This window comes from Variovorax boronicumulans, assembly GCF_040544675.1.
GTDB classification, from domain to species: Bacteria; Pseudomonadota; Gammaproteobacteria; order Burkholderiales; family Burkholderiaceae_C; genus Variovorax; species Variovorax boronicumulans_D.
In genome coordinates this window covers 217,463-238,735 of record NZ_JBEPKK010000006.1, presented here as the reverse complement: position 1 = coordinate 238,735, position 21,273 = coordinate 217,463, and the positions used below count along the sequence as shown (strand labels likewise).

The following is a 21,273-nucleotide window of genomic DNA, read 5'->3' as shown; positions in this document are numbered from 1 at the left end:
CTGGGCCACAGTGTCATCAGCCGCCGCCTTCTAGAACCCCCAGACCACAACTGGGAGGTTCCAAGATGATGCGAAAAATTCTCGTGGTCGGCGATCCGCCGGCCCCTGGCGGCCGCGTGCTGCCCTACGACGGGCCGCTGTTCAACCTGTATGGCCATCGGGTCGCGTTGATCGGCGGCAGGGCTTACTGCGAGGGGTGCAACAGCGTCGGCATCATCGCCAAGGTCGGCGGGCGGCGCCGCCCCCGGTTCATATCGGAGGTCGCGCTGGAGGGCGATGTGGTGATTTGCCATTGCCCGGTGCCGCAACCGCTGGTTTCTGTGTTGCAGCAGACGGCGATATATGACGATGACGACGCACACGCGGCTGGAGTCGTTTTCACGGGCACGGAACTGGCCGCGAAAGTTGCGCCCGACCCCGGACTCGAGATGGCCGCGTTCAAGAAGGCAGTGGACGCTGCCGTCACGCATCCGCCGGAGGCCGAACAGACCGAGAACATCTGCCCGAACATGACCAACAAGGAGTTCGCAGCAATGGCGCTGAAGTTGCGCGATACGGCGGTCGACTACATCACAAGGCAACGGCTCCCGGAGTTGAATCGCTGGGACAAACAGGCCCAAGCCCGTGTGAAGACATGGTTCGGCATCGCCGATCAATCCACGCGCGAGCATCTGCAGAAAGGCTTGGCATCCTGCGTGCGTGTGCTGAACGGTTTGGAGGCCAAGAACTTTGTCCGCTTCACCGAAGGCGGCAAACTGGCAATGTGCGTCATGGGCAGCGCTTCGGGTACTGTTGCCGCGGTATGCAAGCCCGACACCGCCACTCACACGATCGCCATCGCGCTCGACTTCTGCACCTTCAAGTGGGACAACAAGATCCACTTCGAGACGCATGAAGTGTTGGATGGCGACTCCCGACTACTGACGTTGCTTCACGAAGTCACTCACTTTGACGACACTTTCAGTTCCAGCGACGAGTGGTACGGAACGAGGATTTCAAGAATCAATGCAGCAGATCCAAAAAACCGAGCCAAAGCAAGAATGAATGCGGACAGCATCGCCGCGTACATCCTGGGCGTCACGCACGAAGGCCTCGCATGAAGAAATACCTCCGCACCGGCATCGCCATTGCCTGCATCCTCGCGCCCGCATGGGCCACCGCATGCTCATTCAGCGGCCTCGAACACGAGGTGCAGTTCGCGCCCGCCAGCACACACCTCGAATCCCGCGAGCTCATCGCCCTGACGAACTGGTTTGTGGTCCAGCGAGACCCGAACAGGGCGACCGGGGGCGTCTACCGCGCCAGCATCTTCGCCAGCGCCATCAAAGACGATGTCGATTCATCACGAAAGGCGCAGCGCCGCCTTGCCGAGGTGGCCGACCTTCTGAAGACGCTGGGCACCGGCGCCTCGTTCGAAGTGCAAACCCACGTCGAGGTGTTCGAAAGCCGGTCGATCAGGCATCCCGAGCGCCTTGACGTTCTGAACGCAACGGTCCAGCCCGCATGCGCAAAAACAGGCTCATGCTGCAAATGGACCGAGGGTCCAGCCCCTCAATACAAATAAACCGCCCCCGCATAAGGCACCGAGTTGTCCGCCTGATTCCCCCCGATGCCCGTCGAATTGCTCGCTTCCCTGGCCGCGCCCACCGCGAGCGTCTTGCCGTCCGCGGACAGCGCGAGCCCGTAGCCGAAGACGTCGCCGTTGTCCGGGTTCGGCGCCTTCACGAAGGTCTTCAGCGTCCAGGTGGCGCCGGGCTTCTCGTACAACATGACCGCGCCCGTGGTGATGCCCGCCACCGGCGTCATGTCGCCGTTCACGCCGGCCGATGGCGCGCCGTCGAGGAAGCTGGCAATGGCGATCAGCGAGCCGTCGGCGGACGCCGCCGTGCCGGTACCGCCGAAGCGGCTCTCCTGCCGGGGAAAGGGCGCGGAGATTCGTTGCTCCAGCTGGTAGCCCGCGCCGACCCGGCGATACACGTACAGCGCGCCGGCCACCGTGTAGCCCGCGTCGTTCTCGCGGGTCGCGCCCACCAACACCACCTCGCCGTTGCCCGACATGGCGACCGAGCCGCCGAACCAGGCGTTGGCCGAGGGCGTGGGCGATTCGAAGCGCGTGTTCAGCGTCCAGGTGCCGGGGCCGGCGGCCCTGGTGTACACGTAGGCGGCGCCGGCGTCGGCGATGCCGCCCACGTTCTCGTACTGCGAGCCCACCGCGATGGTGTTGCCGTCCTGCGAAATGGTGGCAAAGGCGCCGAAGAGCGAGCCGTCCTGGCCGCTCGGTGCGTCGACGCGCTGCTCGATCGCCCAGACGCCCGCCGTCTTTCGGTACACATAGAAGTTGCCCGGCCCCGGACTGCCGTATTCGGACACCGTGGCCACCGTGCCGTCGCTCGACACGCTCAGGAACGCGCCGAAATCGCCCCGGCTGCGAGGCGCCGGTGAGGTCCACGTCTCGCTGTGCGCCCAGCCTTGCGGCCCGCGCGCATACACCTCGACCTGCCCGCCCGCGAGGTCGCCGGTCTGGAAGCGCCCCGCGAGCAAGGTGCCCTCGCCCGACAGGCTGAGGCTCCCCGGCGCCGACCCGGGCCACACCAGCGTCTGCACCCAGCGCCAGGTGCCCGCGTCGTTGTTGTACATGTGGACCGCGTTCGCCCGCACGTCGCCGATGGCCATCACCAGCCCGTCGGGCGTGAACGCGACGGCGTTTCTGTTCTGGCCCAAGGTGGACGGGCCGGCAAGGTCCGTCGGCCGCTTGAAGTACCCGATGGCCAGCGTGGCGTCGGGCAGCACCGGGGCCGACCAAGCGCTGCAGCCGTTGGCGTTGCAGGCCTGCAGCGCATAGCGGTAGGCCGCGGGCGGCGCGGTCAGCACCAGGTTCTGCAGCGCATAGCTGGTGGTGCCGGCGAGGTTGTCGGCCAGCACGCTGAAGCTGCCGCTGTTCGTCGGGTCTTCGCCGAGCCGGTAGTAGGCGGCGCTGGCGACGGCCGCCCAGTTGAAGAGAAAGGCCTTGGGCGCATAGCCCACCGACGGCGGCGCGGGCACGGCGGGCGGCAGGGCCGTGGGGTCGGCCACGCAGACGGCGGCGATGGTGCTGACGGGCGCGGTGGCGATGCCGCTTGCATTGGTCAGCGTGCACAGCTGGCCGGCCGGCTGGGTGCGCACGGTCACGTCGTAGGCCGCGCCGTGCGGCAGCGCCTGGGCAAAGCCGAAGCCGCCGTTGGCCGACACGCTCAGTTCGTCGGCGCCGTTGTTGTTGTTGCGCAGCACCAGCGTGCCCGGGGCGGACAGGCCGCTGACGGTGCCGCCGATGGCGTAGGTTTGCACGGCGCAGACGACGCGCACGTCGCTCACGTTGGCGCCGGCCACGGTGCCTTGGGCCGCGCTGACGGCGCAGGTCTGGCCCTCGGGCTGCTGCGCCACGGTGACGCTGTAAGGGTTGCCGCCGACCACGCCGGTGGCGAAGACAAAGGCGCCATCGGCCGTGAGCTGGAGCTCGTCTTTGTCGTTGTTGCGCAGGACGACGGTGCCGGCAAGGCCGCTGACGGTGCCGCCGATGGTGAAGCTGGTGGCTGTAGCAGGCGGCGGCGGAGGCGGTGGGGAGACGATGGGCAGGAAGCCCGGGCTTCCACCACCGCCGCCGCCTCCTCCTCCGCCGCAGGCCGTGATGAGCAGGGCTGCGAGTGCGGCGCCGATGGTGCGGAGGGCGCGTTGGGCCGGGAGGTGTTTGGTTCGCACCGAATGCTGTTGTTGTTCCATCTGTGCAACCCTTTTGTGAATTTTTGTCGCTGGCGATGGTAGGGCTGCGGGCGGGCTGGGGCCATACCCGAGAACAGGTAGCTTGCGTGGGGCGCGCTCGTTGCCAGCGCCTGTTGTTCAGGGCGCAACCACGCCGACGGGGTGCCTTGCTCCGCGAATGTCCCCCGCCCTTCGGGCTCCTCCTGATTTCGCTGCGCAAGACACCCCATCGGCGTGATCGGTTTGGGCGCAGCTGGGGGTGATCGACGGAATACGGGCGCGGGTGGTGAGCGGGACGTGCGGGTGCGCGATGCGGTCGGGGCAGGCGGGCGAGCGGGCCGGACCTGGCGGGGGAAGAAAACGTCGGGTGAAGGAAGGAAGAAGGCCGCCGGAGTCACCTTGCCGGCGGCCCGGCGCTTACTTATTTATCTACTTACCGGCTTACCTATGTCGCCGAGGGCAGGCTGCTGCCGCCTTGCAACACGCGGCGCACATCGGCGGCGGCTGAGTTGACGGCGTCGATGCGCGCCACGAGCGCTTCGTTGAGCAGGCTCAGCAAGGCACTGAGTTCGCTGCGCGTGGGGATGAGCGATTCGCTGTCGTCAGGGGCACCGGGTTCGATGAGCTTTTCGAACGCGCTGTAGGCGCGCAGCACTTCGTTGAGGCTGTCGGCGTCGTCGCAAGTTTGGATTGCGAGGTCGTCGAGGGTGGGGGATGTGGAACCAGCGCTTGATTGCGCGGGTGTGGATGCGGATTCAGCCATGTACGGCCTCCCAGAACTTCGGTTTGCAACAACCGCCGCACCCGCTTCCAAACGGTGGCGGCAGCTCGAACGGGTTGGAAGACCGGGAAGCTCTGACGAGAACCGGCAAGGCTCGCGCCTTCCCGTTCGAGCCGCCAAAAACTGGAGGCGCAAACAGAAAAGCCGCAGACCATGTTGCGGTGACTGCAGCTTTCGTCGCAGAACTTCGACGGGCTTCCAAACCCGGTCGCGATTTTTTACGCGACGGTGCAGTATATCTGCACCGGCCGCGGAGCCACAGCACACGAAGCAACCCTGTCTATGTAGACGGATATTGGTTAATTTGCTCAATAGCGTCTAGCGCAATATCTTCCGCTGGGTCAAAAGCTGTAGAAAGAATCTTTGAATGTCGTGGAATTTCAGAAATTCCGTGCAAACAAGCAATTTCTTGAATAAACAAATCGTCGCTGCGCATGAGATCTCGATCGGCGCCTTTTTGCGCGAATTGCAGCAACTTGTTTCCTCCGTCATCAAGTTTGGCAACATCACCTCGCACACCGTTCATTTGGAATATCGCCAATGCCTCGCGATTTGAGCTAGAAGAAGGAGGATTTAGGAGTTTGGCGTCGTAGTGCATCGTTCTCATCGGCTGGGCAGCAGCTTGTGCTGCATTAGTTCCGAAACGCATGATGTTGTCGAGAGAGCCCGTTCCAACGGCGTTGGCAACGGCACTATGCAACTGCATTCCGTCAATTGAGTTTACCGCATGCCCTATAGATACGAGCTCACTGGGAGGTGAAAGATATGTAAGTTGCCCTAGGCGATAACGAAGCTTTGAGATTTGACTCTTCTTCTCGAGCAGAGTGAATCCATCTACGCGCCGAACAATATCCCAAACTTCATTTTGATACTTCTCTCGCAAGGTTTTTGCTCGACTCAATATACTTTGCTCCGAGACATTTCTGACGCTCGATTGAAACCACTTGAGCTGAAGTAATTCTTGAAATTTCGTCAGGTAGCTTTTCTCGCGAACTGCGGCCCCATAGTCTGGAACTGGAATACGGTAACCGTTCTGGAAAAAACTCTGCTCAAGGGTTTCGCGATTGTTAGGATATAAAAGCAAAAATCTTTTCAGATCTCCAATTAACCCAGCCCACGATTCCGCACCTTTTTCCTCGGAATAATCGCCTTCGCGGGCAAGCCAGTCCTTCGCACTAATATTGATAGATTTAGGAGAATCCGAGGGGTGAAGATCAAGCCCCAACTTCTCCAACTCTACTCGAAGAATTTCCTTAGAGGCATTAATTTCATTTGAACTTCCGACTAGAGTCACGTCATCTACATATCTAGTATATTTTGCAATGCCGGCCATCATTAGCTCATCCACTCGGCGCAAAACCAAATTTCCGATCAAATGACTGAATGCCGGCCCAGTCAAAAGATGTCCGCCTGACCCACTAGACGCAATTGCATGATCGCTAAGAATGCGATCCCCCAGTTCGCAGTATTTTTTTAAAATTTTCGTTGACTTACAAGCCGAATGCCAAGCCTGCCGAGCAATCGCTATTTTAATTGAAGGATAAAATTTCCTAATATCCAAAAATTCAACCCTTGCCTCTGGCCTTTCCCGACAAGCATCTAAGATTGCTGAATGGCGAGCTCGGAGTCCGTGCATATATGGTTTAAATATGCCTGACGTCTCAAGCTCTTCGGGTTGCTGATAACTAAAAACATTTCTCCCGGGAAGAAAATTGCCGCCCGCTCCACCACAGGCATCGATTAACGCTGACTCTGCCAATGCTTCATTAGCCCCTGGCAATAACAACTCCCTTAGACCAACGCCTCCATTTGCATCAATTTCTTTAAAATGCTGAACTGGGAAATATGCTGGCGCGCTCCTTCTAATAACCAAATCTACAGCAACCTCACGAATCCAATGATCAGAGCGAGCCGCCGAATTTTCTAGGTAATAACGCAATCCAAGATACGTAATTACGTCCCTTTTTCGATATTGATTGATTGCACGGGCGGCCAACTTTCCGGATTTCATCTTCATAGACTATTTTTCGTAAGATCAATTGGCATCACAGCCAACCTAACAGCAGCAAAATTCCCAGGCTGTAGGGGCAGAGAAAATTTGGCTGATGATCGAAAGGCAGGTCCATCTGCATTTTTATTTGCATCGACGATGCCGAATTTCGACAGGGTATTGTTAAAAAAACTTAACAGAAAGGAGAAGAATCCACCATTACCCGTTGCTCGATTCATATCCGGCTCAATCCAAATCGCGAAACTTTTTTCTCCAGAAGCATACCGAAAAAGCTCGTCCAATTGAGGCCGAGCGTCTTTTTGTCTTTTTTCTCTTACCAAAAATCCATTGAAATTTGCAACCACCAATAATTTCGCCGGGGCCACACTTCCTTTAATTACACAATTTTTAATCAAAGTAGTTGTACTTACCGGGTCCGTAACATCCCAGCTTACGAAATTTAACTCAACAGTAATCGCCTGTTCCTCGAGAAAATCCAGAACTGAGGCGAACATATCTTTGGCGTGATTAACCGCATAATTTGAAAATTCACCTGCAATGAGATGCACCTTCAATGGCACTCTTGGTAAAACGCTTGCCTTCCGAAGTTCAGCAATAGTCGTCAAAAAAGACAATGTTGCGGCACCAGCACCACAAGGAGCATCAGTCAATGCCAGGGCAGCTCCTGCGGTTGATCTTATGAAATTATTGGAGGTAGAACCAATTTCATTTTTTGGATCAAGCACGGCGAGCATGGCGCGGGCAGCGGACCCATCAAAAGCTTGTGCAAAATGTTCGTCAGCGCTTTCTTGTGTCAGCCCACCCACTGGGCCTTTATCTCGATTAGCACTCAATTCTCGAAGATTCTTCTGATCTACTAAATTTACATATGCAATTGCCAAAGGCTCGGGTAGGGTTAGCCTGTCCGTATTTTTATTCCAAAGGTAATCCGGCAGAAGATCAGGATCTAACAATCGGGCATCGAATTTGGTCATTGTCAAGCCAAGTTATTTAATTCGCGAAGATATCGAATCGTCACTGATTCTTGACCTAGACAGTACTTAATGCAACCGCCAATTGCTCTCGGCAGAAAACTTGGAGCTCCACGCGTTCTAGGTTTGCGTAATTTCAACAACCAAAAAGACACCGTTACCCCTATCTGACTCTTGCTCCTGGAGCAACTATCTTCTGCCTACCTTCCCATTTATCCGCAAAGGTATCCGCAAGACACTCCTCCTAACCCATCCAGGAGTGCCTCATGCCCATCGCCCTACTCGCGCTGACCCTCAGCGCCTTCGCCATCGGAACGACCGAGTTCGTCATCGTTGGCCTCATCCCCACGGTCGCCGCTGACCTCGCCATCAGCCTGCCTTCGGCGGGCCTGCTGGTCAGCCTCTACGCCCTGGGCGTCGCCATCGGCGCGCCGGTGCTCACTGCCCTCACGAGCAAGCTGCCGCGCAAGGCGCTGCTGCTCGGGCTGATGGCGCTGTTCACGCTCGGCAATCTGCTGGCGTGGAAGGCGCCCAGTTATGAATCGCTGGTGGCCGCGCGCATCCTCACGGGGCTGGCGCACGGGGTGTTCTTCTCCATCGGCTCGACCATTGCCACGGGCCTGGTGCCCAAGGACAAGGCGGCCAGCGCCATCGCGATCATGTTCACCGGGCTCACGGTGGCGCTGGTCACCGGCGTGCCGCTGGGAACGTTCATCGGGCAGCACTTCGGCTGGCGCGAAACCTTCCTGGCGGTGTCGGCGCTGGGCGTTGTCGCCTTTGTCGGCAGCTGGATCTTTGTGCCCTCCAACATCCGCCACACGCCGCCGGCCTCGCTGGCGCAGCAAGCCAAGGTGCTGGCCGAGCCGCGCCTGTTGCTGGTGTATGCCAAGACGGCCATCGGCTACGGCGGCTCGTTCATTCCGTTCACCTTTCTGGCGCCGATCCTCACCGACGTGTCGGGCTTCAGCGCGGGCGCGGTGGGCTGGGTGATGCTGGTGTACGGCGTGTCGGTGGCGGCGGGCAACATCTGGGGCGGCAAGCTGGCCGATCGGCTGGGGCCCATTCCGGCGCTGAAGATCATCTTTGCGCTGCTGGCCGTGGTGCTGCTGGTGTTCAACTTCGCGGCGCCGCACAAGTGGCTGGCGCTGGTGGCGGTGCTGATGTGGGGCGCGGTAGCGTTCGGCAACGTGCCGGGGCTGCAGGTGTATGTGGTCAAGCAGGCCGAGCGCTTCACGCCGCAGGCGGTGGACGTGGCCTCGGGCCTGAACATCGCAGCCTTCAATCTGGGCATTGCCCTGGCAGCCTGGGCCGGCGGCCTGATCGTGACGCACCTGGGCCTCATGCACACGCCATGGATCGGCGCGCTGGTGGTGCTGGTGTCGCTGGGCCTCACGCACTGGAGCGGAAAGCTTGACGCAAACCCCCAGTCTTCGCGCACTTCGTGTCGCTCCGCCAACCCCCTTGCAGGGGGCAACGCCAGCGGCCCGGCAAAGCCGGTTCCGCGGCATTCCTCGAATTGAATCCACCCCAACTCTTCCAAGGACCAACACCATGACAACGACCAACAACCCCAACACCATCCCCGCCTTCGGCCTCGGCACCTTCCGCCTCAAGGGCCAGGTGGTGATCGACTCGGTGAAGAACGGCCTGGACGTGGGCTACCGCGCCATCGACACCGCGCAGATCTACGGCAACGAAGCCGAGGTGGGCCAGGCCATCGCCGAAAGCGGCGTGGCGCGTAGCGAGCTCTTCATCACCACCAAGATCTGGACGGACAACTACGCCAAAGACAAGCTGGTGCCCAGCCTGAAAGACAGCCTCGCCAAGCTGCGCACAGACCATGTGGACCTCACGCTGATCCACTGGCCCTCGCCCGGCAATGCGGTGCCGGTGGCCGAGTTCATGGGCGCGCTGGCCGAGGCCAAGGCGCAAGGGCTCACCCGGCACATCGGCGTGTCGAACTTCAACATCGCGCTCATGCAGGAGGCCATTGCCGCCGTGGGCGCAGAGAACATCGCCACCAACCAGGTCGAGCTGCACCCGTACCTGCAGAACCGCAAGGTGGCGGAGTTCGCGAAGAGCCAAGGCATTCGCATCACCTCGTACATGACGCTGGCCTACGGCAAGGTGATTGCCGACCCGGTGATCGAGGCGATTGCGAAGGCGCACGACGCAAGCACCGCGCAGGTCACGCTGGCGTGGGCGATGCAGCTGGGGTATGCGGTGATTCCTTCGTCCACGAAGCGGGCGAACCTCGAAGGCAACCTGAAGGCGCGGCAGTTGACGCTGACGGACGCCGAGATGGCGCAGATGGCGGCGCTGGAGCGCGGCGAGCGGCTGACGGACCCGGCCGGGCTGTCGCCGGCGTGGGATTGACGTCTCGATTGAGGTTGAACGTGCGCTGATTCCGCACGCCTCGCGCTCGAAGTGGCGAACTTGTCCCACACGGTGTCGGCCCCATCCCACCACTGCGCGAGGTGGCCGCTTTGCGGACGATGCCGCGATGACAACATCCGGCGAACCGCGCCCCGAACCGCGCCCAGAGGACGGCCCCGACAAAAGCCCGCTCGAGGGAACGGCCGCGCCAGCAGCCGTCGATGTGGCAACGGCCGCGGTGCTGCTTTGGCAGCAGTCGCCTGACATCGCCTTCGTGGTGCTCGACACCGAGGGCGTCATCACCGCCTGGCAGGGCGCCTCGAAGGCGCTCTTCGGCTATGCCGAGAGCGACATCGTGGGCCAGCCCATCGACGTGCTTTTTGTGGAGGAAGACCGCGCCATGGGCCTTCCGCTGCTGGAGCGCCGCGTGGCCGTGTCCGCGCACCGCTCCGAGGACGACCGCTGGCACCGGCGCAAGGACGGCGCCCGCATCTGGGTGGCGGGCAGCATGGTCGCCCTGTACGACCCGGCGCAAGCGGGGCAGCACATCGGCTTCGTGAAGGTGATGGCCGACCGCACCAACCTGCGCGCGCAGATCGAGACCACCGAGAACCGGCTCCAGACCGCCCACCAGACGCTGCAGGAGCGCGATGCGTTCTTCGGGCGCCTGGTGCACGAGGTGCGCAATGCGTTGGGGCCGATCCGCATTGCCACCGAGCTGGTGGCGCGCAAGGCGCTGCCCGCCGAAGAGGTGGCATCGCGCATCGACATCGTCAAGCGCCAGGTCACGCTGATGGAACGGATGATGAACGACCTGGCCGAGGTGGTGCGCTTCGGCGCGGGCAAGCTGCGGCTGGAGAAGACGGGGTTCGACCTGGGTGCGGAGGTGGTCGCCATCGCCGACGTGGTGCGCGCGGACGCCGCGGCCAAGCAGCAGGCGCTTTCGGTGCTGGTGCCGTCCGCGCGCATACCGATCGTGGCGGACCGCCAGCGCCTGCACCAGATCGTTTTCAACCTGCTGCACAACGCGATCAAGTACACGCCGGCCGGCGGAAAGATCTGGCTGCGCTGCACGGTGGAAATCGATCACGCGGTCATCCGGGTGGAAGACACGGGCATCGGCATCGACGCCGCCCTGCTGCCGGTGATCTTCGACCTGTTCACGCAAGAAGACCCGCACCGATCGGACGGCGGCTTCGGCGTGGGGCTGTCGCTGGTAAGGGACCTGGTGCACGCGCACGGCGGGTTCGTGGAGGTGCGCTGCGACGGCAAAGGCCATGGCAGCGAGTTCGCGGTGCGGCTGCCGCTCGCGGTGCCTGAAGCGGCTGCGTGACGGCGGCGCTTTCCGGGGCCATGCCTGCGCGCCTGCGGGTCATTGACACATCGCTCCGGCGAGCGGCATCCTTCTTGCACCGTCTGTGTGGGCCAGGACGGCAAAAAAATCAAACCTGCTCGATCACGCGGCACCTCAGACTTTCTGCTGACCCACCATGCTCAAGATCCTTCTCGGCATCGCCGCAAGTCCCTTGATCGCCGTCGTCCTGTTCTGCATCGGCTTGCTCGGTGCCGCCGCGCACCTGGTCGCGATGCCGGCGCTGTTCTTGTGGGAGCGCCACCTCGAGCGCAAGCCGCCAAGGCCGCCGCGCGGGCCGGAGGATTCAGCCAGCTGAGGCGTCGTTGCGCATCCAGCGATTGATTGATCAGCCGGCGACGCAACGCAGCGCGTTCAACGCATCGCACTCGGCCTTCAACTCGGCCGCAACCTTCTCGGGCGCCGCGTACAGCTCGACGATGTCGCGCTCGCCGACGCAGTGGCCATCGAGGCGCACATAGATGCGCTTGAAGTCGCCACCGAGTGCCCTGCCCACATCGTGCAGGCACTCGGCGAGGGTGGCGAAGCCACTGTTCCTGTAAGAGCTCGGCGGTATCACGCCCTTGGAGCGCGGCGCTCGCACGGCGTAAGCGAACAAGGCGCCCTCGCCACGCAGCTCGACGACGGGCTGCAGGATGGGCTGGGCGTTCGCTTTGCTTTTCATGGGCGGAGTTTATTTAAAACCCGCCGCGTGGCCGTCTCGCCTGCCAGGACAGCACACTAGGGCAGCGGCAGGAGCGGCACGAACCCCCATGCCTGTTTCTCGAACTCGTTGAAGCTGATCGGGCCGGCCATCGCTGGCGCCGCGGACTGGTCGCTGGAAAGCTGGATGACCATGGGCGTCTGCGAATTGCTCGAATGGGCTTTGCTCTGGATGTACCAGTAGCCGAGTTTCTCGGTGGACAGGAGGCACCAGAGCTGGTACTCGGACGGCTGCGTGTCCTTCGGCATCATGAACAGGGGCCTGGGCTCGAGCGGCAGGTTCGGCTCGATCGGCGTATACGGCTCGAGCGTGACGACGAAGTCGGTGCTCATCTGCGTCTGCAGGTACCACCACCCCGGGTTCTCCGGGCCTGCGGCAACGAACATCCATTGCTGGTTGCTGCTGTTCGGCGAATTGCGCGAATAGCCGATGACCTTGGTGCCCGCTGCGGCGTTGTTCTGGAACACATCGAGCACGTAATGGCTTCCGGCCAGGTGCCGGATGGCGTAGGGGCCAAGGTCCAGCGGACCCATGGTCGGGGTTGCTGGCGAAACATCTTTTTGAAGGATCGACATCGTTGCTCCTTGAGAGGAATACGTACGTTCGTGGAATGCAGAGAAACAGCGCTCAGGCGCGCGCGGCGCTGCGCTGGGCGTCGCCCAGGAGGGGGTCGTCGACGACGATGCTCGTCCTCCAGTAGGCCTTGATCAATGCCTCCGCCTCGGAGGTGTCCGCGGTCCAGCCCTTGTCCTGCAGCAGCTGGATGGCCTCGGGGTACGTCGTGTTCTCCGGAATGAAGAAGGGCAGCCTCGGGTTGAGGTTGACGTAGCGATCCCCCAGCAGAAAACCGGCCAGCGTCGGCATGAGGTTGCAGGAGGTTCCGTTCAGGCTCATGTCCAGGACCGGCCCGGGCGTGGACTGGTTCATGAGGAACGGCGGCGTGTTGTTGAACGGGTTGCCGTCGCCCGTCATCCACTGGTTGGCCCCCCACTTGTGGGTGTCGCTCGCAATCCAGTCGTGCATGAGGCCGGTGCCGATGGTGATGGCCGTGATGTCCTCCAGCTTGTGCCCTGCCTGCACGGCCAGCGCGATGGCCGCCACCGTCGGATCGTGGTTGAAGAAGGCGCCGTCGACATTGCCTTCGTACGAGCCCAGCTGCCCCGGCATCGCACCGCTGGAGGTGGCGGCCTTGGCGATGAGCACGTCGCCCATGCCCGGCGCCATGTTCGTGTACATGACCGGTGCCCAGGGCGTGGGCGTCACGACGCCGTCGGCCGAGGTGGAGAGGCCGCCGACATTGAAGGTCACGAAAAGTACCTTGCGTTCGAGTTCGGAGACTTTCATGACCGGATGCAGCGCCAACTGCGAACCGAACACTTCGTCGATGTCGTACGCGGGCGTGTTCGGGTCGGTGTTCATCTTGTCGTAGAACTTGATCTCGCCGGTCTTGAAGAATTCGACGAGCTCCTTCGCAGTCTTTCCGGCAAGAAGTTCGCTCGTGATGATCGACCCTGTCGAGCACCCTGCGATCAGATCGGTCTCATCCACGATGCCGGGAAATTTCTCCTGCAGTTTCTGCAGGATCGTGACCGACATCAGTCCGCGTATGCCACCTCCGACGAACGAGAGGATGGTGAATTTTTTTCCAGGCTCTGCCATGACCAGCTCCTTTCAAATCATTGAACTCCCCGGGTCGGGGAAGCGGAGTCTCTGCCTGTGGCAGGTGCATCGTCTACGCGTGGAATCCCGTTCAATCCATCGACGTAATTCCGGATGCCACGCAAGAGATCGGTGTCCTCGAATGCATCGTCATGCGGGTTGCAACGCGGTCCTTGGTTCGCACGATCGGGCTCGAGGAGACCGGCCAGGCAGCCAGACGAATGCCTCAGTACGCATCGATGCACGGAGCAGGCCGAACGGCTGCGCGGCAAGCGCGTCTGAGGGTCCAGTCGGTCGGTCAGTCGCTCGTTCAACCGGCGGCGCGCCACTGGCCGGACTCGGGGCACACGCTGGCCCGTGCGCCGTTCAGCCACACCTGTTCTTCACTCAATCGCGATGCAGTCGAAGGGTCGGTGTCGAAGTCGATCCGAAGTGCGCGCGCCACATCGGCGTTCTCGATGGGGAGCTCCCAGGTCAGGAAGAGTTGGGTGCAGTCGCAATCGGATGCGAAGTCATCCGCATCGAAGCCGCCGCTGCCGCGGCGGATCACCGCATGCGGCTGCGCGGTGTCGAACATCAGCACCGTACCCCGGGCCAGCGGGATGCGGTGGCCGATGCAGGGGAAGTACACCTCGAGCCCCTTGTCTTCGCTCACGAAGAGATTGCAGAAAGCCGCGCTTCCGTATTGCTCGCCGTCATGGTGGTACTTCGCGCCGCGGCAAGCCATCAGCGCGATATCGCTTGAAGCGAGCACGCCGTTCAGCCCAAGCGTGTGCGTCCATTCGGTCGCGGCCTCTACGCAGCGCTTGTAGTCGGGCCATCGCATGCGGGCGCGCGCCAGCGACAGAGGCTCGACGTCACCGGGCTCCAGGAAGAGGGTCGCGACGATCTCCCGCTCCCAATCGGCCAAGAGCCGCGCGGGCGGCTGTGGCACATCGACCGTGCCCGACAGCACGACACCGCCCACGCTTCGGCTGCGCAGGGCGGTGTCGCTCCAGAAGTAGGACGTGAGGCGGTGGCTCATCCGAGCCAGTGTAGTGAGCGGGTTATCTGATTTCGAAAAGGCTGGCGTTGCTGCGAACGGCGCAGGACCAACGACCGGCCACCGGGCTGTGATCAGCCCGCGTTCTTGAGCGACTGCTTGGCCTTGTCGGCCGAGCTCTTCGCGCGGTTCTTGTGATAGCCCGACTTGACGTTGTTCACGGCCTTGCCGACCGGGCCGCTCTTCTTGGCCTTGCTGTCGGCCTGCTTCTCGTCGATCTTGTGCTGGGCGGCGTCGGTCGCCTCGGAGGCGGCCTTGCCGATCTGGGCGCTGGCGGTGCCGGCGGCCAGCAGAGTGAGCGATGTGGCGATGGCGATCAGGGCTTTGTTCATGGGGTGTTCCTCCAGATGTTGTCGATGCCTGATATTTGCATCGCCCGCAGCAAAGCCGTGTCAGCCGTCGCCGCGCATGCCCCGGGGCCGCGCCCGACAGCTTGGGGGCCTCGTCTGTCAGCGGATCGAATCCAGGTATGTGTCCACCGATGCGCCCCACAGGCGCTGCACGGTATAGGTGCTGTGGCCATCCTGGCCTTGCGGCGGCGTGAGAACGGTGAACGTGCCCTTTCCGCCCGCCGCCTGAAATGCCTTGAAGTTGCCGCGGCTGTGGGCAATGGGGTAGTACGGATCCTTTTCGCCGTACAACCAGAGCGTCGGCCCGGGGAAGGCGGCGCCGCGCGCGAAGAGTTCGCCGTTCACCTTGACCGCGTCCGGGCACAGCGCGCCGAGCCAGCCGCCGACGAAGTTGATCGCGCCCACCACCTCTTGCGGATGGAGGCCGGCATAGGCCGTCGCGAGAATGCCGCCGCGCGAGACACCGCCGATCACGATGCGCTTGGCGTCTACGTCGGCGCGCTGCCGGATCGCCGCCATGGCGACGCCGATGTCGGCCAGTGCGCGCTCGGCGCCGGGCAACGACAGCGAAGCCTGGCATGAATAGCGCGAGCGATCGGCTTCAAAACCTTCGTCGTACAGCCCATCGGACTTGCCCCGTCCCCGGCGCTGCGGATAGACGACCTGCCAGCCGCGCGCGACGAAGAATGCGCTCACCTCGGGGCTGACCCATGTGAGCGGAAACCACTCCGGGCGATTGCCCATGCCTGTGGACCCGTGGTTCATGACAAGCGTCGGAAAAGGCCCGTCGCCCTCGGGTCGGTGGACGACCATTTCCAGGCGAACGGGCTTGCCGCTTTCCGTGAACGGAGTGTCCAGCCATTCGACGCGCCGCACGTAGGCGGGCGGCCGCCGCGACAGCACGCCCACGGACAGCAGTTGGGTGTCCGGCCGCCAGATACCGAGCTCCATGTCACCGTCCTGGCGAAGACGCAGGACCAGCTTGGCGCCGGTCTTCAGCCTGACATGGAGTTCGTCGTTCTCGAAGTGGCCGGGGGCTTCGTCGACGACTGTCTGCAACAGGCTTGCGCCCGCATAGGTCACGGTCGCGCCCGTGGCGGAGAGGTCTCTGATCGACACCTTGACGTCGCAACCCGCCCCGCGGCATGCCCACCCCTTCCAGATGCCGCTCCAGGGCGCCACGGCGGCAGGTGCAGTGGCGTCCTCCGCCAATGCAGCCACCTGCGGCGGCAGCTCGGCCGCTACGGGGCTTTCTGAAACGGCCCGCGGCAGATCGCCGATGTAGCTGGGCCAGGCAGTCTGGGCCGACACGGCCATGCAAACGCCAAGGAGAAACGCACCTACAAAACCTTGCTTCAAAAGGACCCCCATCCGTTTGTCTGACGATTGAAATACACACCGCGTGCGATTCTTACAGCGATGCCACCTCGGCCAGCAACGCACCATCGCGCGCCACCACCCGGCCGCCCGCCACCACCAGCTTGCGCACCGGCCGCGCCACCACCGCATGCGCGAGCGTCTGCGCATCGACCAGCACCAGGTCGGCACGGTCGCCGGCTTGCAGCCCATAGGCCTCGAAGCCGCAACCGCGCGCGCCCGAGTGGGTGACGGTGTCCAGCGCCACTTCGACTTCGTCGTCGCGGCGCAGGTTGTAGCGCAGGCCGATGAGCATGGCGCGCTCCAGCATGTCGGGGTTGCCGTAGGGCGTCCACGCGTCGCGGATGCCGTCGTTGCCGCCGAGCACGGTCACGCCGGCCTGCCTGCAGGCCAGGAGCGGCGGCACGCTGCGCGAAGGCGGCGCGCTGGTGATGAGCACCACGCCCAGCCTGGCCATGCGCGCGAGCAGCGCGTCGCGCGTGCGTTCGCCGATCTCGTGCACATCGCCCAGGCAGAAGCCGTGGCTGATGGCCGCCTTGCCCTGCATGCCCAGCGCCTCGGTGCGCTGCAGGATCAGGTCGAGCGAGGCCGCGCCCATCGCGCCGGGTTCGTGCAAGTGAATGTCGACGGGGCGCTGGTGGCGGTCGGCAATGCCGAAGAGCACATCGAGCGACTTCACGGCGTCGCCGTCGATGGCGCAGGGGTCCAGGCCGCCCAGCACGTCGGCGCCGAGCGCGAGCGACTGGTCGAGCAACTCCGCAGTGCCGGGCCGGCCCAGCAGGCCCGATTGCGGGAACGCGACGACCTGGATCTGCTGCAACCCGCGCAGCGTCTCGCGCGTGCGCAGCGTGCCTTCGAGGTGGCGCAGGCCGGCTTGGGTATCGACATCGACATGCGTGCGAAGCCGGGTGGTGCCCAGCGCCAGAAAAGCCTTGGCCAGCACCAGCGACTGCGCGCCGGCGTCGTGTCCGCTGGCGTGGCGAAAGGCGCGCTCGTTCTCGATCTTGTCGATGAGTTGCGTGCCCACTTCGTTGCGGTACCAGGGCATGCCCCACATCGTCTTGTCCAGGTGGGTGTGGCCTTCGACCAGGCCGGGCAGCAGCAATGCGCCGCCGCCCTCCTCCACCGTGGCATCGGCCGGCGCGGACAGCGCAGCGCCGATGGCGGCAATGCGGCCGTCGCGCACCAGCACATCGACGGGTGACGCGCCCATCGGGCGCACGTTGCGGATCAGGATCGGGGACATGGTTTTATTTGTCGTTGAATGGCATCGAAGGGGTTCGTGCGGACAGCGTACCCAGATTCACGCGCGTGGTCAGCACATCCACGGTTCGGTCCAGACCGAAGTGTTCGTCAGGCGGTCTCGCGATCATCGACGCAACATGCAGACGACCCCACTCGCTCCGGCCGGCAAGGCCACGCCGCACCTCGCCTTCGAATGGGCACTGCTCGCGGTGCTCGCCACCTGCTGGGGCGCCTCGTACACCTTCATCAAGATCGGCGTGCAGACGCTGCCGCCGGTCACGCTGATCGCGGCACGCACGCTGATCGCCGCCCTGCTGCTGCTCGCGGTGCTGCGCATGCGCGGCCTGAAGCTGCCGACGGAGCCCGCCATGTGGCGGCGCTTCGTGGCGCAGGCCTGCCTGAACAGCGTGCTGCCGTTCACGCTCATTGCGTGGGCTGCGCGCAGTGTCGATGCGGGGCTGGCGACCATCCTCAACTCGACCTCGCCGATCTTCATCTTCCTGCTCGGCCTGTGCCTGAGCGGCGCGGAGAAGCCTTCGCCGCGCCGCTTGTTCGGTGTGGCGGCGGGGCTCGCGGGCATTTGCCTGATCGTCGGCGTCGAGGCGTTGCACGGGCTCGGGCATTCGCTGCGCGCGCAGTTGGCGCTGGTGGCAGCGGCCGTCTGCTACGCCTTTGCCGCGATGTTCGGCCGCGTGTTCAAGGGGCTGGACCCGATGGTGCCGGCCGCGGGCTCGCTGTTGAGCGGCGCGGCAATGCTGCTGCCCGCGAGCGTGCTGATCGACAGGCCATGGACGCTCGCGCCGTCGGCCGCGTCGATGGCGGCGGTGCTGGCGCTGGCGGTGCTCTCCACGGCGCTGGCCTTCACGATCTACTTCCGGCTCATCAAGACCCTGGGGCCGATGTCGACCGCCGCGCAGGCTTATCTGCGTGTGCCCATCGGCGTGGCGATCGGCATGGTCTTTCTGGGCGAGAGGCTGGTGCCCACCGCGTGGGCCGGGCTTGGGTGCATTGTGGTTGGGGTGGTTGCGATGACGATGCCTGCGCGCCGTTGATCGATGATTTTTCTAAATGCAGTGTTGTTGCGCTTTTACATTGCATTTGCACTTCTTTGATTGAGGTACAGCCCAACTGAAGCGCTGCCTTATTGGCACAGATGTTGCAAAAGCTGGTTCGCACTTTTTGTGCTGTATCAATCAATCAGGGAGTTTGCCTACATGGCTCATCAACACACAGTTGATTCGGAAGAACCGTCTGCGCAAGGGACACGGCGGCGTTCGTTACTCAGGGCCGGCCTGGCCTTGCCACTGGGATCCACCGCATTGCTGGCAGCGTGCGGTGGTGGCGGCAACGGTGGCGGAGCGTCGTTCGCCCCCGTGGCCAGCGCACCGCCGGTTCCGGAGACCGCACCCCCGCCCCCGGAGCCCACGCCCGCCGCTGTAGCGGTGGAGGCGCCACCCGTCGAAGCCCCGCCACCCAAGCCGGTGCAAGAGGCAGTGAAGAACGTACGCGTCCTCAATCTTCAGACCCCCACGTACACGCCGCCCGCCAATCAACGACTGCCGAGTGAAGACATCAAGACATATACCCAACGCGCCCTGCAAGAAAAATTCACGCTGCTTCGCGATGCACTGACACAGGGCCTCCCAAAGAAGAGCGCGGAGTCCGATCTCTGCTACTTCGTGGTGCCTGAGTTTTTCTGGAATGTGAACTGGGATGCGGTGCAGACCGAAGACGACATCAAGGTCTTCTCGAACACCTGCGTCGTCGAAGTACAGAAGCATGTGCGCGCATTGATCGCGCTGTTCCCGCAGGAGCAGTACGGCAAACTGGCGTTGCTGCCGGGAACCGCGCAAGTTCTGACAAAGCAGCGCATCGATGCCACACCCGCGCCCCTGGCCGATGACAAGAACGTCTCTGACAAGGACCTGCCATCCTACGAAGCGCTCAACTACGTGCTGGTGATCGACAACTTCAGCGAGGCCAACCCTGACGGCAGTCGACCGATTGCGATGTGGCCCAAGCGCAATGTGTCGCACATCGATTTCACTGCATTCAAAAACACGGCGGGCAGAGCCATGGAAGTCACGAAATACGGTCAGAAGTATTGGAAAGTCAGATTGGGCCCTTACAAGATCCTGGTCCTGAAGCAGTCCACGGCAACCGCTATATCGCTGGCAGGCGGGAAGCAATTCAAAGGCTTCGACAACGATCCACTCGGTGGTGTGCCGTTCGGCGTGGACGTCTGCCTCGATTACCTGTCCGCCTATACGGAAGAGGATTACACGCGGCGAGCGCAGATCGAAGACACCAACTACATCATCGACTTTCTGATCGCGTGCGGCATGACCGCCGACCCATCGACGCACAAGTACCTGCCCTCGGTGCAATACATCGTTCGCAACGATGGCATGGGCAGCGGCACTTGCGAGATCTTCAAACTCTCCGCCCCCGCCGACAAGACCGACGACGGAATCAGCACAAGACCCAGGAACCTCATGGTTCCACAAGCCAAGGTTGCCAGCCCGGGCCCGAACAGCATCCTCTTCGACTCCTACTTCGCCGTTCATCCGCTGGGGCAGTACCCAAGCACGGAGATTCCCACGGACCCGTTGCCCTCTCCTCTCGGGACGCCCATGTCCGCCTGAGCAGGGCGCACCGCCCACGGTCTTTCCAGCAGCAGCCCTGCCACCAAAGGGCCGGCTGCTGCGAAAGCCCGCGCTCAAAACTTTTGCGCCGAAGCTGTCATTTTTTACGCGGCTTTTAGACGCGTCCTCCTACGCTCCCTCCTTATCCATCCGTTAGCGATCTCCCTCGATGAAACACCTGATTCGCATCGCCCTGCCGATGCTCGCTCTCCCCACCCTGGCCGCCCTGCCGATGCTTGCGAGCGCGCAGCTCACCGGCAATGTCGCGCTCACCAGCAACTACAAGTTCCGCGGGCAAGACCAGGACATGCTGGGCAAGAACGACTACGCCAAGACAAGCGGCTTCAAGCCCGCCATCCAGGGCGGCTTCGACTACGCCTTCGGCGACAGCGGCTTCTATGTGGGCAACTGGAATTCGAGCGTCAACTGGCTCAAGGGCAACAGCCTGGAGAGCGATTTCTACGGCGGCTACAGATTCAAGGCCGGCCCGCTCGACATGGACGTCGGTGCGCTCACCTACATCTACCCCGGCAATTCATCGGGCAACACCACCGAGCTGTACGGAAGCGCCGGCTATACCGACGAAACCATCGGCTCGTTCACGCTGAAGTACTCGCACACGGTGTCCAAGGACTACTTCGGCTATGCGGGCAACAAGGCAGGCTCGGGCCTGAAGGGCACCAACACGGGCTACCTGAACCTGGCCTACAGCAAGGAGATCGCGCCCAAGCTCACGCTGAAGGCGGCGGTGGGCTACACGAACATGTCCAGCAACATTCGCAGCCTTGGCTACAAGAGCTACGTGGACTACAACGTGGGCGCGTCGTACGACTTCGGCAACGGCCTCTCGCTGGCCGGCTCGGTGCAGGGCGCGAACCAGAAGAGCGCGTACACGGCGGTGAGCCATCCGGGCGTGGACCTGGGCTTCGGCACCTTCGGCCGCACAACGTATTCGCCCAACAAGGCGCGATTGATCGTCACGCTGACGAAGACGCTGTAACGATCA

General features: G+C 62.7%; 20 protein-coding genes. 9 read left to right on the top strand and 11 right to left on the bottom strand.

Annotated features, from left to right (window positions below; all coding sequences use genetic code 11):
* Window positions 1–65 precede the first annotated feature (65 nt).
* Complete coding sequence (locus tag ABIC90_RS13595) at window positions 66–1,100, top strand: M35 family metallo-endopeptidase (protein WP_354354644.1); 1,035 nt, start codon at window positions 66–68, stop codon at window positions 1,098–1,100.
* Window positions 1,097–1,564: a hypothetical protein gene (locus tag ABIC90_RS13590; RefSeq protein ID WP_354354643.1), complete on the top strand. Its 468-nt coding sequence runs from the start codon at window positions 1,097–1,099 to the stop codon at window positions 1,562–1,564. The genes ABIC90_RS13595 and ABIC90_RS13590 overlap by 4 nt, the downstream gene beginning before the upstream one ends.
* On the opposite strand, the gene ABIC90_RS13585 is transcribed toward ABIC90_RS13590, so the two are convergent.
* From ABIC90_RS13585 to ABIC90_RS13570, 4 genes are all read right to left on the bottom strand, one after another.
* Window positions 1,552–3,735, bottom strand: coding sequence for a hypothetical protein (locus tag ABIC90_RS13585; RefSeq protein ID WP_354354642.1), 2,184 nt, complete (start codon window positions 3,733–3,735; stop codon window positions 1,552–1,554). The genes ABIC90_RS13590 and ABIC90_RS13585 overlap by 13 nt on opposite strands.
* Window positions 3,736–4,180: 445 nt before the next feature.
* Window positions 4,181–4,498: a hypothetical protein gene (locus tag ABIC90_RS13580; protein ID WP_354354641.1), complete on the bottom strand. Its 318-nt coding sequence runs from the start codon at window positions 4,496–4,498 to the stop codon at window positions 4,181–4,183.
* A 298-nt stretch (window positions 4,499–4,796) separates the two neighbouring features.
* Window positions 4,797–6,533: an RNA-directed DNA polymerase gene (locus tag ABIC90_RS13575; RefSeq protein WP_354354640.1), complete on the bottom strand. Its 1,737-nt coding sequence runs from the start codon at window positions 6,531–6,533 to the stop codon at window positions 4,797–4,799.
* Window positions 6,530–7,507, bottom strand: a complete 978-nt coding sequence (locus ABIC90_RS13570; protein WP_354354639.1) for a hypothetical protein — start codon at window positions 7,505–7,507, stop codon at window positions 6,530–6,532. The genes ABIC90_RS13575 and ABIC90_RS13570 overlap by 4 nt, the downstream gene beginning before the upstream one ends.
* 257 nt (window positions 7,508–7,764) lie before the next feature.
* On the opposite strand from ABIC90_RS13570, the gene ABIC90_RS13565 reads away from it, so the two are divergent.
* The 4 genes from ABIC90_RS13565 to ABIC90_RS13550 all read left to right on the top strand — a co-directional run bounded on the left by ABIC90_RS13565 (window position 7,765) and on the right by ABIC90_RS13550 (window position 11,544).
* A complete protein-coding gene (locus tag ABIC90_RS13565; RefSeq protein ID WP_354354638.1) occupies window positions 7,765–9,018 on the top strand; it encodes an MFS transporter in 1,254 nt (417 codons plus the stop codon).
* 31 nt (window positions 9,019–9,049) lie between these two features.
* Window positions 9,050–9,874: a 2,5-didehydrogluconate reductase DkgB gene (gene dkgB / locus ABIC90_RS13560; protein ID WP_354354637.1), complete on the top strand. Its 825-nt coding sequence runs from the start codon at window positions 9,050–9,052 to the stop codon at window positions 9,872–9,874.
* A 127-nt stretch (window positions 9,875–10,001) separates the two neighbouring features.
* Window positions 10,002–11,207, top strand: a complete 1,206-nt coding sequence (locus ABIC90_RS13555; protein WP_354354636.1) for a PAS domain-containing sensor histidine kinase — start codon at window positions 10,002–10,004, stop codon at window positions 11,205–11,207.
* A 157-nt stretch (window positions 11,208–11,364) separates the two neighbouring features.
* Entirely contained in the window at window positions 11,365–11,544 is a 180-nt protein-coding gene (locus ABIC90_RS13550; RefSeq protein WP_354354635.1) for a hypothetical protein, read from the top strand.
* A gap of 30 nt (window positions 11,545–11,574) precedes the next feature.
* Here the strand turns inward: ABIC90_RS13550 and ABIC90_RS13545 are convergent, their stop codons facing one another.
* The 7 genes from ABIC90_RS13545 to ABIC90_RS13515 form a co-directional block, all read right to left on the bottom strand.
* Window positions 11,575–11,910 carry a hypothetical protein gene (locus ABIC90_RS13545; protein WP_354354634.1) on the bottom strand — a complete coding sequence of 112 codons (336 nt, stop codon included), beginning with the start codon at window positions 11,908–11,910 and terminating at the stop codon, window positions 11,575–11,577.
* A 56-nt stretch (window positions 11,911–11,966) separates the two neighbouring features.
* Window positions 11,967–12,482: an RICIN domain-containing protein gene (locus tag ABIC90_RS13540; protein WP_354354633.1), complete on the bottom strand. Its 516-nt coding sequence runs from the start codon at window positions 12,480–12,482 to the stop codon at window positions 11,967–11,969.
* A gap of 94 nt (window positions 12,483–12,576) precedes the next feature.
* Complete coding sequence (locus ABIC90_RS13535; RefSeq protein ID WP_354354632.1) at window positions 12,577–13,608, bottom strand: patatin-like phospholipase family protein; 1,032 nt, start codon at window positions 13,606–13,608, stop codon at window positions 12,577–12,579.
* Between the two features lie 310 nt (window positions 13,609–13,918).
* Window positions 13,919–14,632 carry a hypothetical protein gene (locus tag ABIC90_RS13530; RefSeq protein ID WP_354354631.1) on the bottom strand — a complete coding sequence of 238 codons (714 nt, stop codon included), beginning with the start codon at window positions 14,630–14,632 and terminating at the stop codon, window positions 13,919–13,921.
* Window positions 14,633–14,724: 92 nt separating this feature from the next.
* Window positions 14,725–14,982 carry a hypothetical protein gene (locus tag ABIC90_RS13525; protein WP_354354630.1) on the bottom strand — a complete coding sequence of 86 codons (258 nt, stop codon included), beginning with the start codon at window positions 14,980–14,982 and terminating at the stop codon, window positions 14,725–14,727.
* Window positions 14,983–15,099: 117 nt separating this feature from the next.
* Window positions 15,100–16,317: an alpha/beta hydrolase family protein gene (locus ABIC90_RS13520; protein WP_354354629.1), complete on the bottom strand. Its 1,218-nt coding sequence runs from the start codon at window positions 16,315–16,317 to the stop codon at window positions 15,100–15,102.
* 94 nt (window positions 16,318–16,411) lie between these two features.
* Window positions 16,412–17,623 carry an amidohydrolase family protein gene (locus tag ABIC90_RS13515; protein ID WP_354354628.1) on the bottom strand — a complete coding sequence of 404 codons (1,212 nt, stop codon included), beginning with the start codon at window positions 17,621–17,623 and terminating at the stop codon, window positions 16,412–16,414.
* A 136-nt stretch (window positions 17,624–17,759) separates the two neighbouring features.
* Here ABIC90_RS13515 and ABIC90_RS13510 point away from each other — a divergent pair, with 136 nt between their 5' ends.
* The 3 genes from ABIC90_RS13510 to ABIC90_RS13500 all read left to right on the top strand — a co-directional run bounded on the left by ABIC90_RS13510 (window position 17,760) and on the right by ABIC90_RS13500 (window position 21,267).
* Complete coding sequence (locus ABIC90_RS13510) at window positions 17,760–18,674, top strand: DMT family transporter (protein WP_354354627.1); 915 nt, start codon at window positions 17,760–17,762, stop codon at window positions 18,672–18,674.
* 162 nt (window positions 18,675–18,836) lie between these two features.
* The gene (locus ABIC90_RS13505; RefSeq protein WP_354354626.1) at window positions 18,837–20,267 is read left to right on the top strand and encodes a hypothetical protein; all 1,431 of its coding nucleotides are present in this window, start codon (window positions 18,837–18,839) and stop codon (window positions 20,265–20,267) included.
* Between the two features lie 169 nt (window positions 20,268–20,436).
* A complete protein-coding gene (locus ABIC90_RS13500; RefSeq protein ID WP_354354625.1) occupies window positions 20,437–21,267 on the top strand; it encodes a TorF family putative porin in 831 nt (276 codons plus the stop codon).
* The last annotated feature ends 6 nt before the right edge of the window (window positions 21,268–21,273 follow it).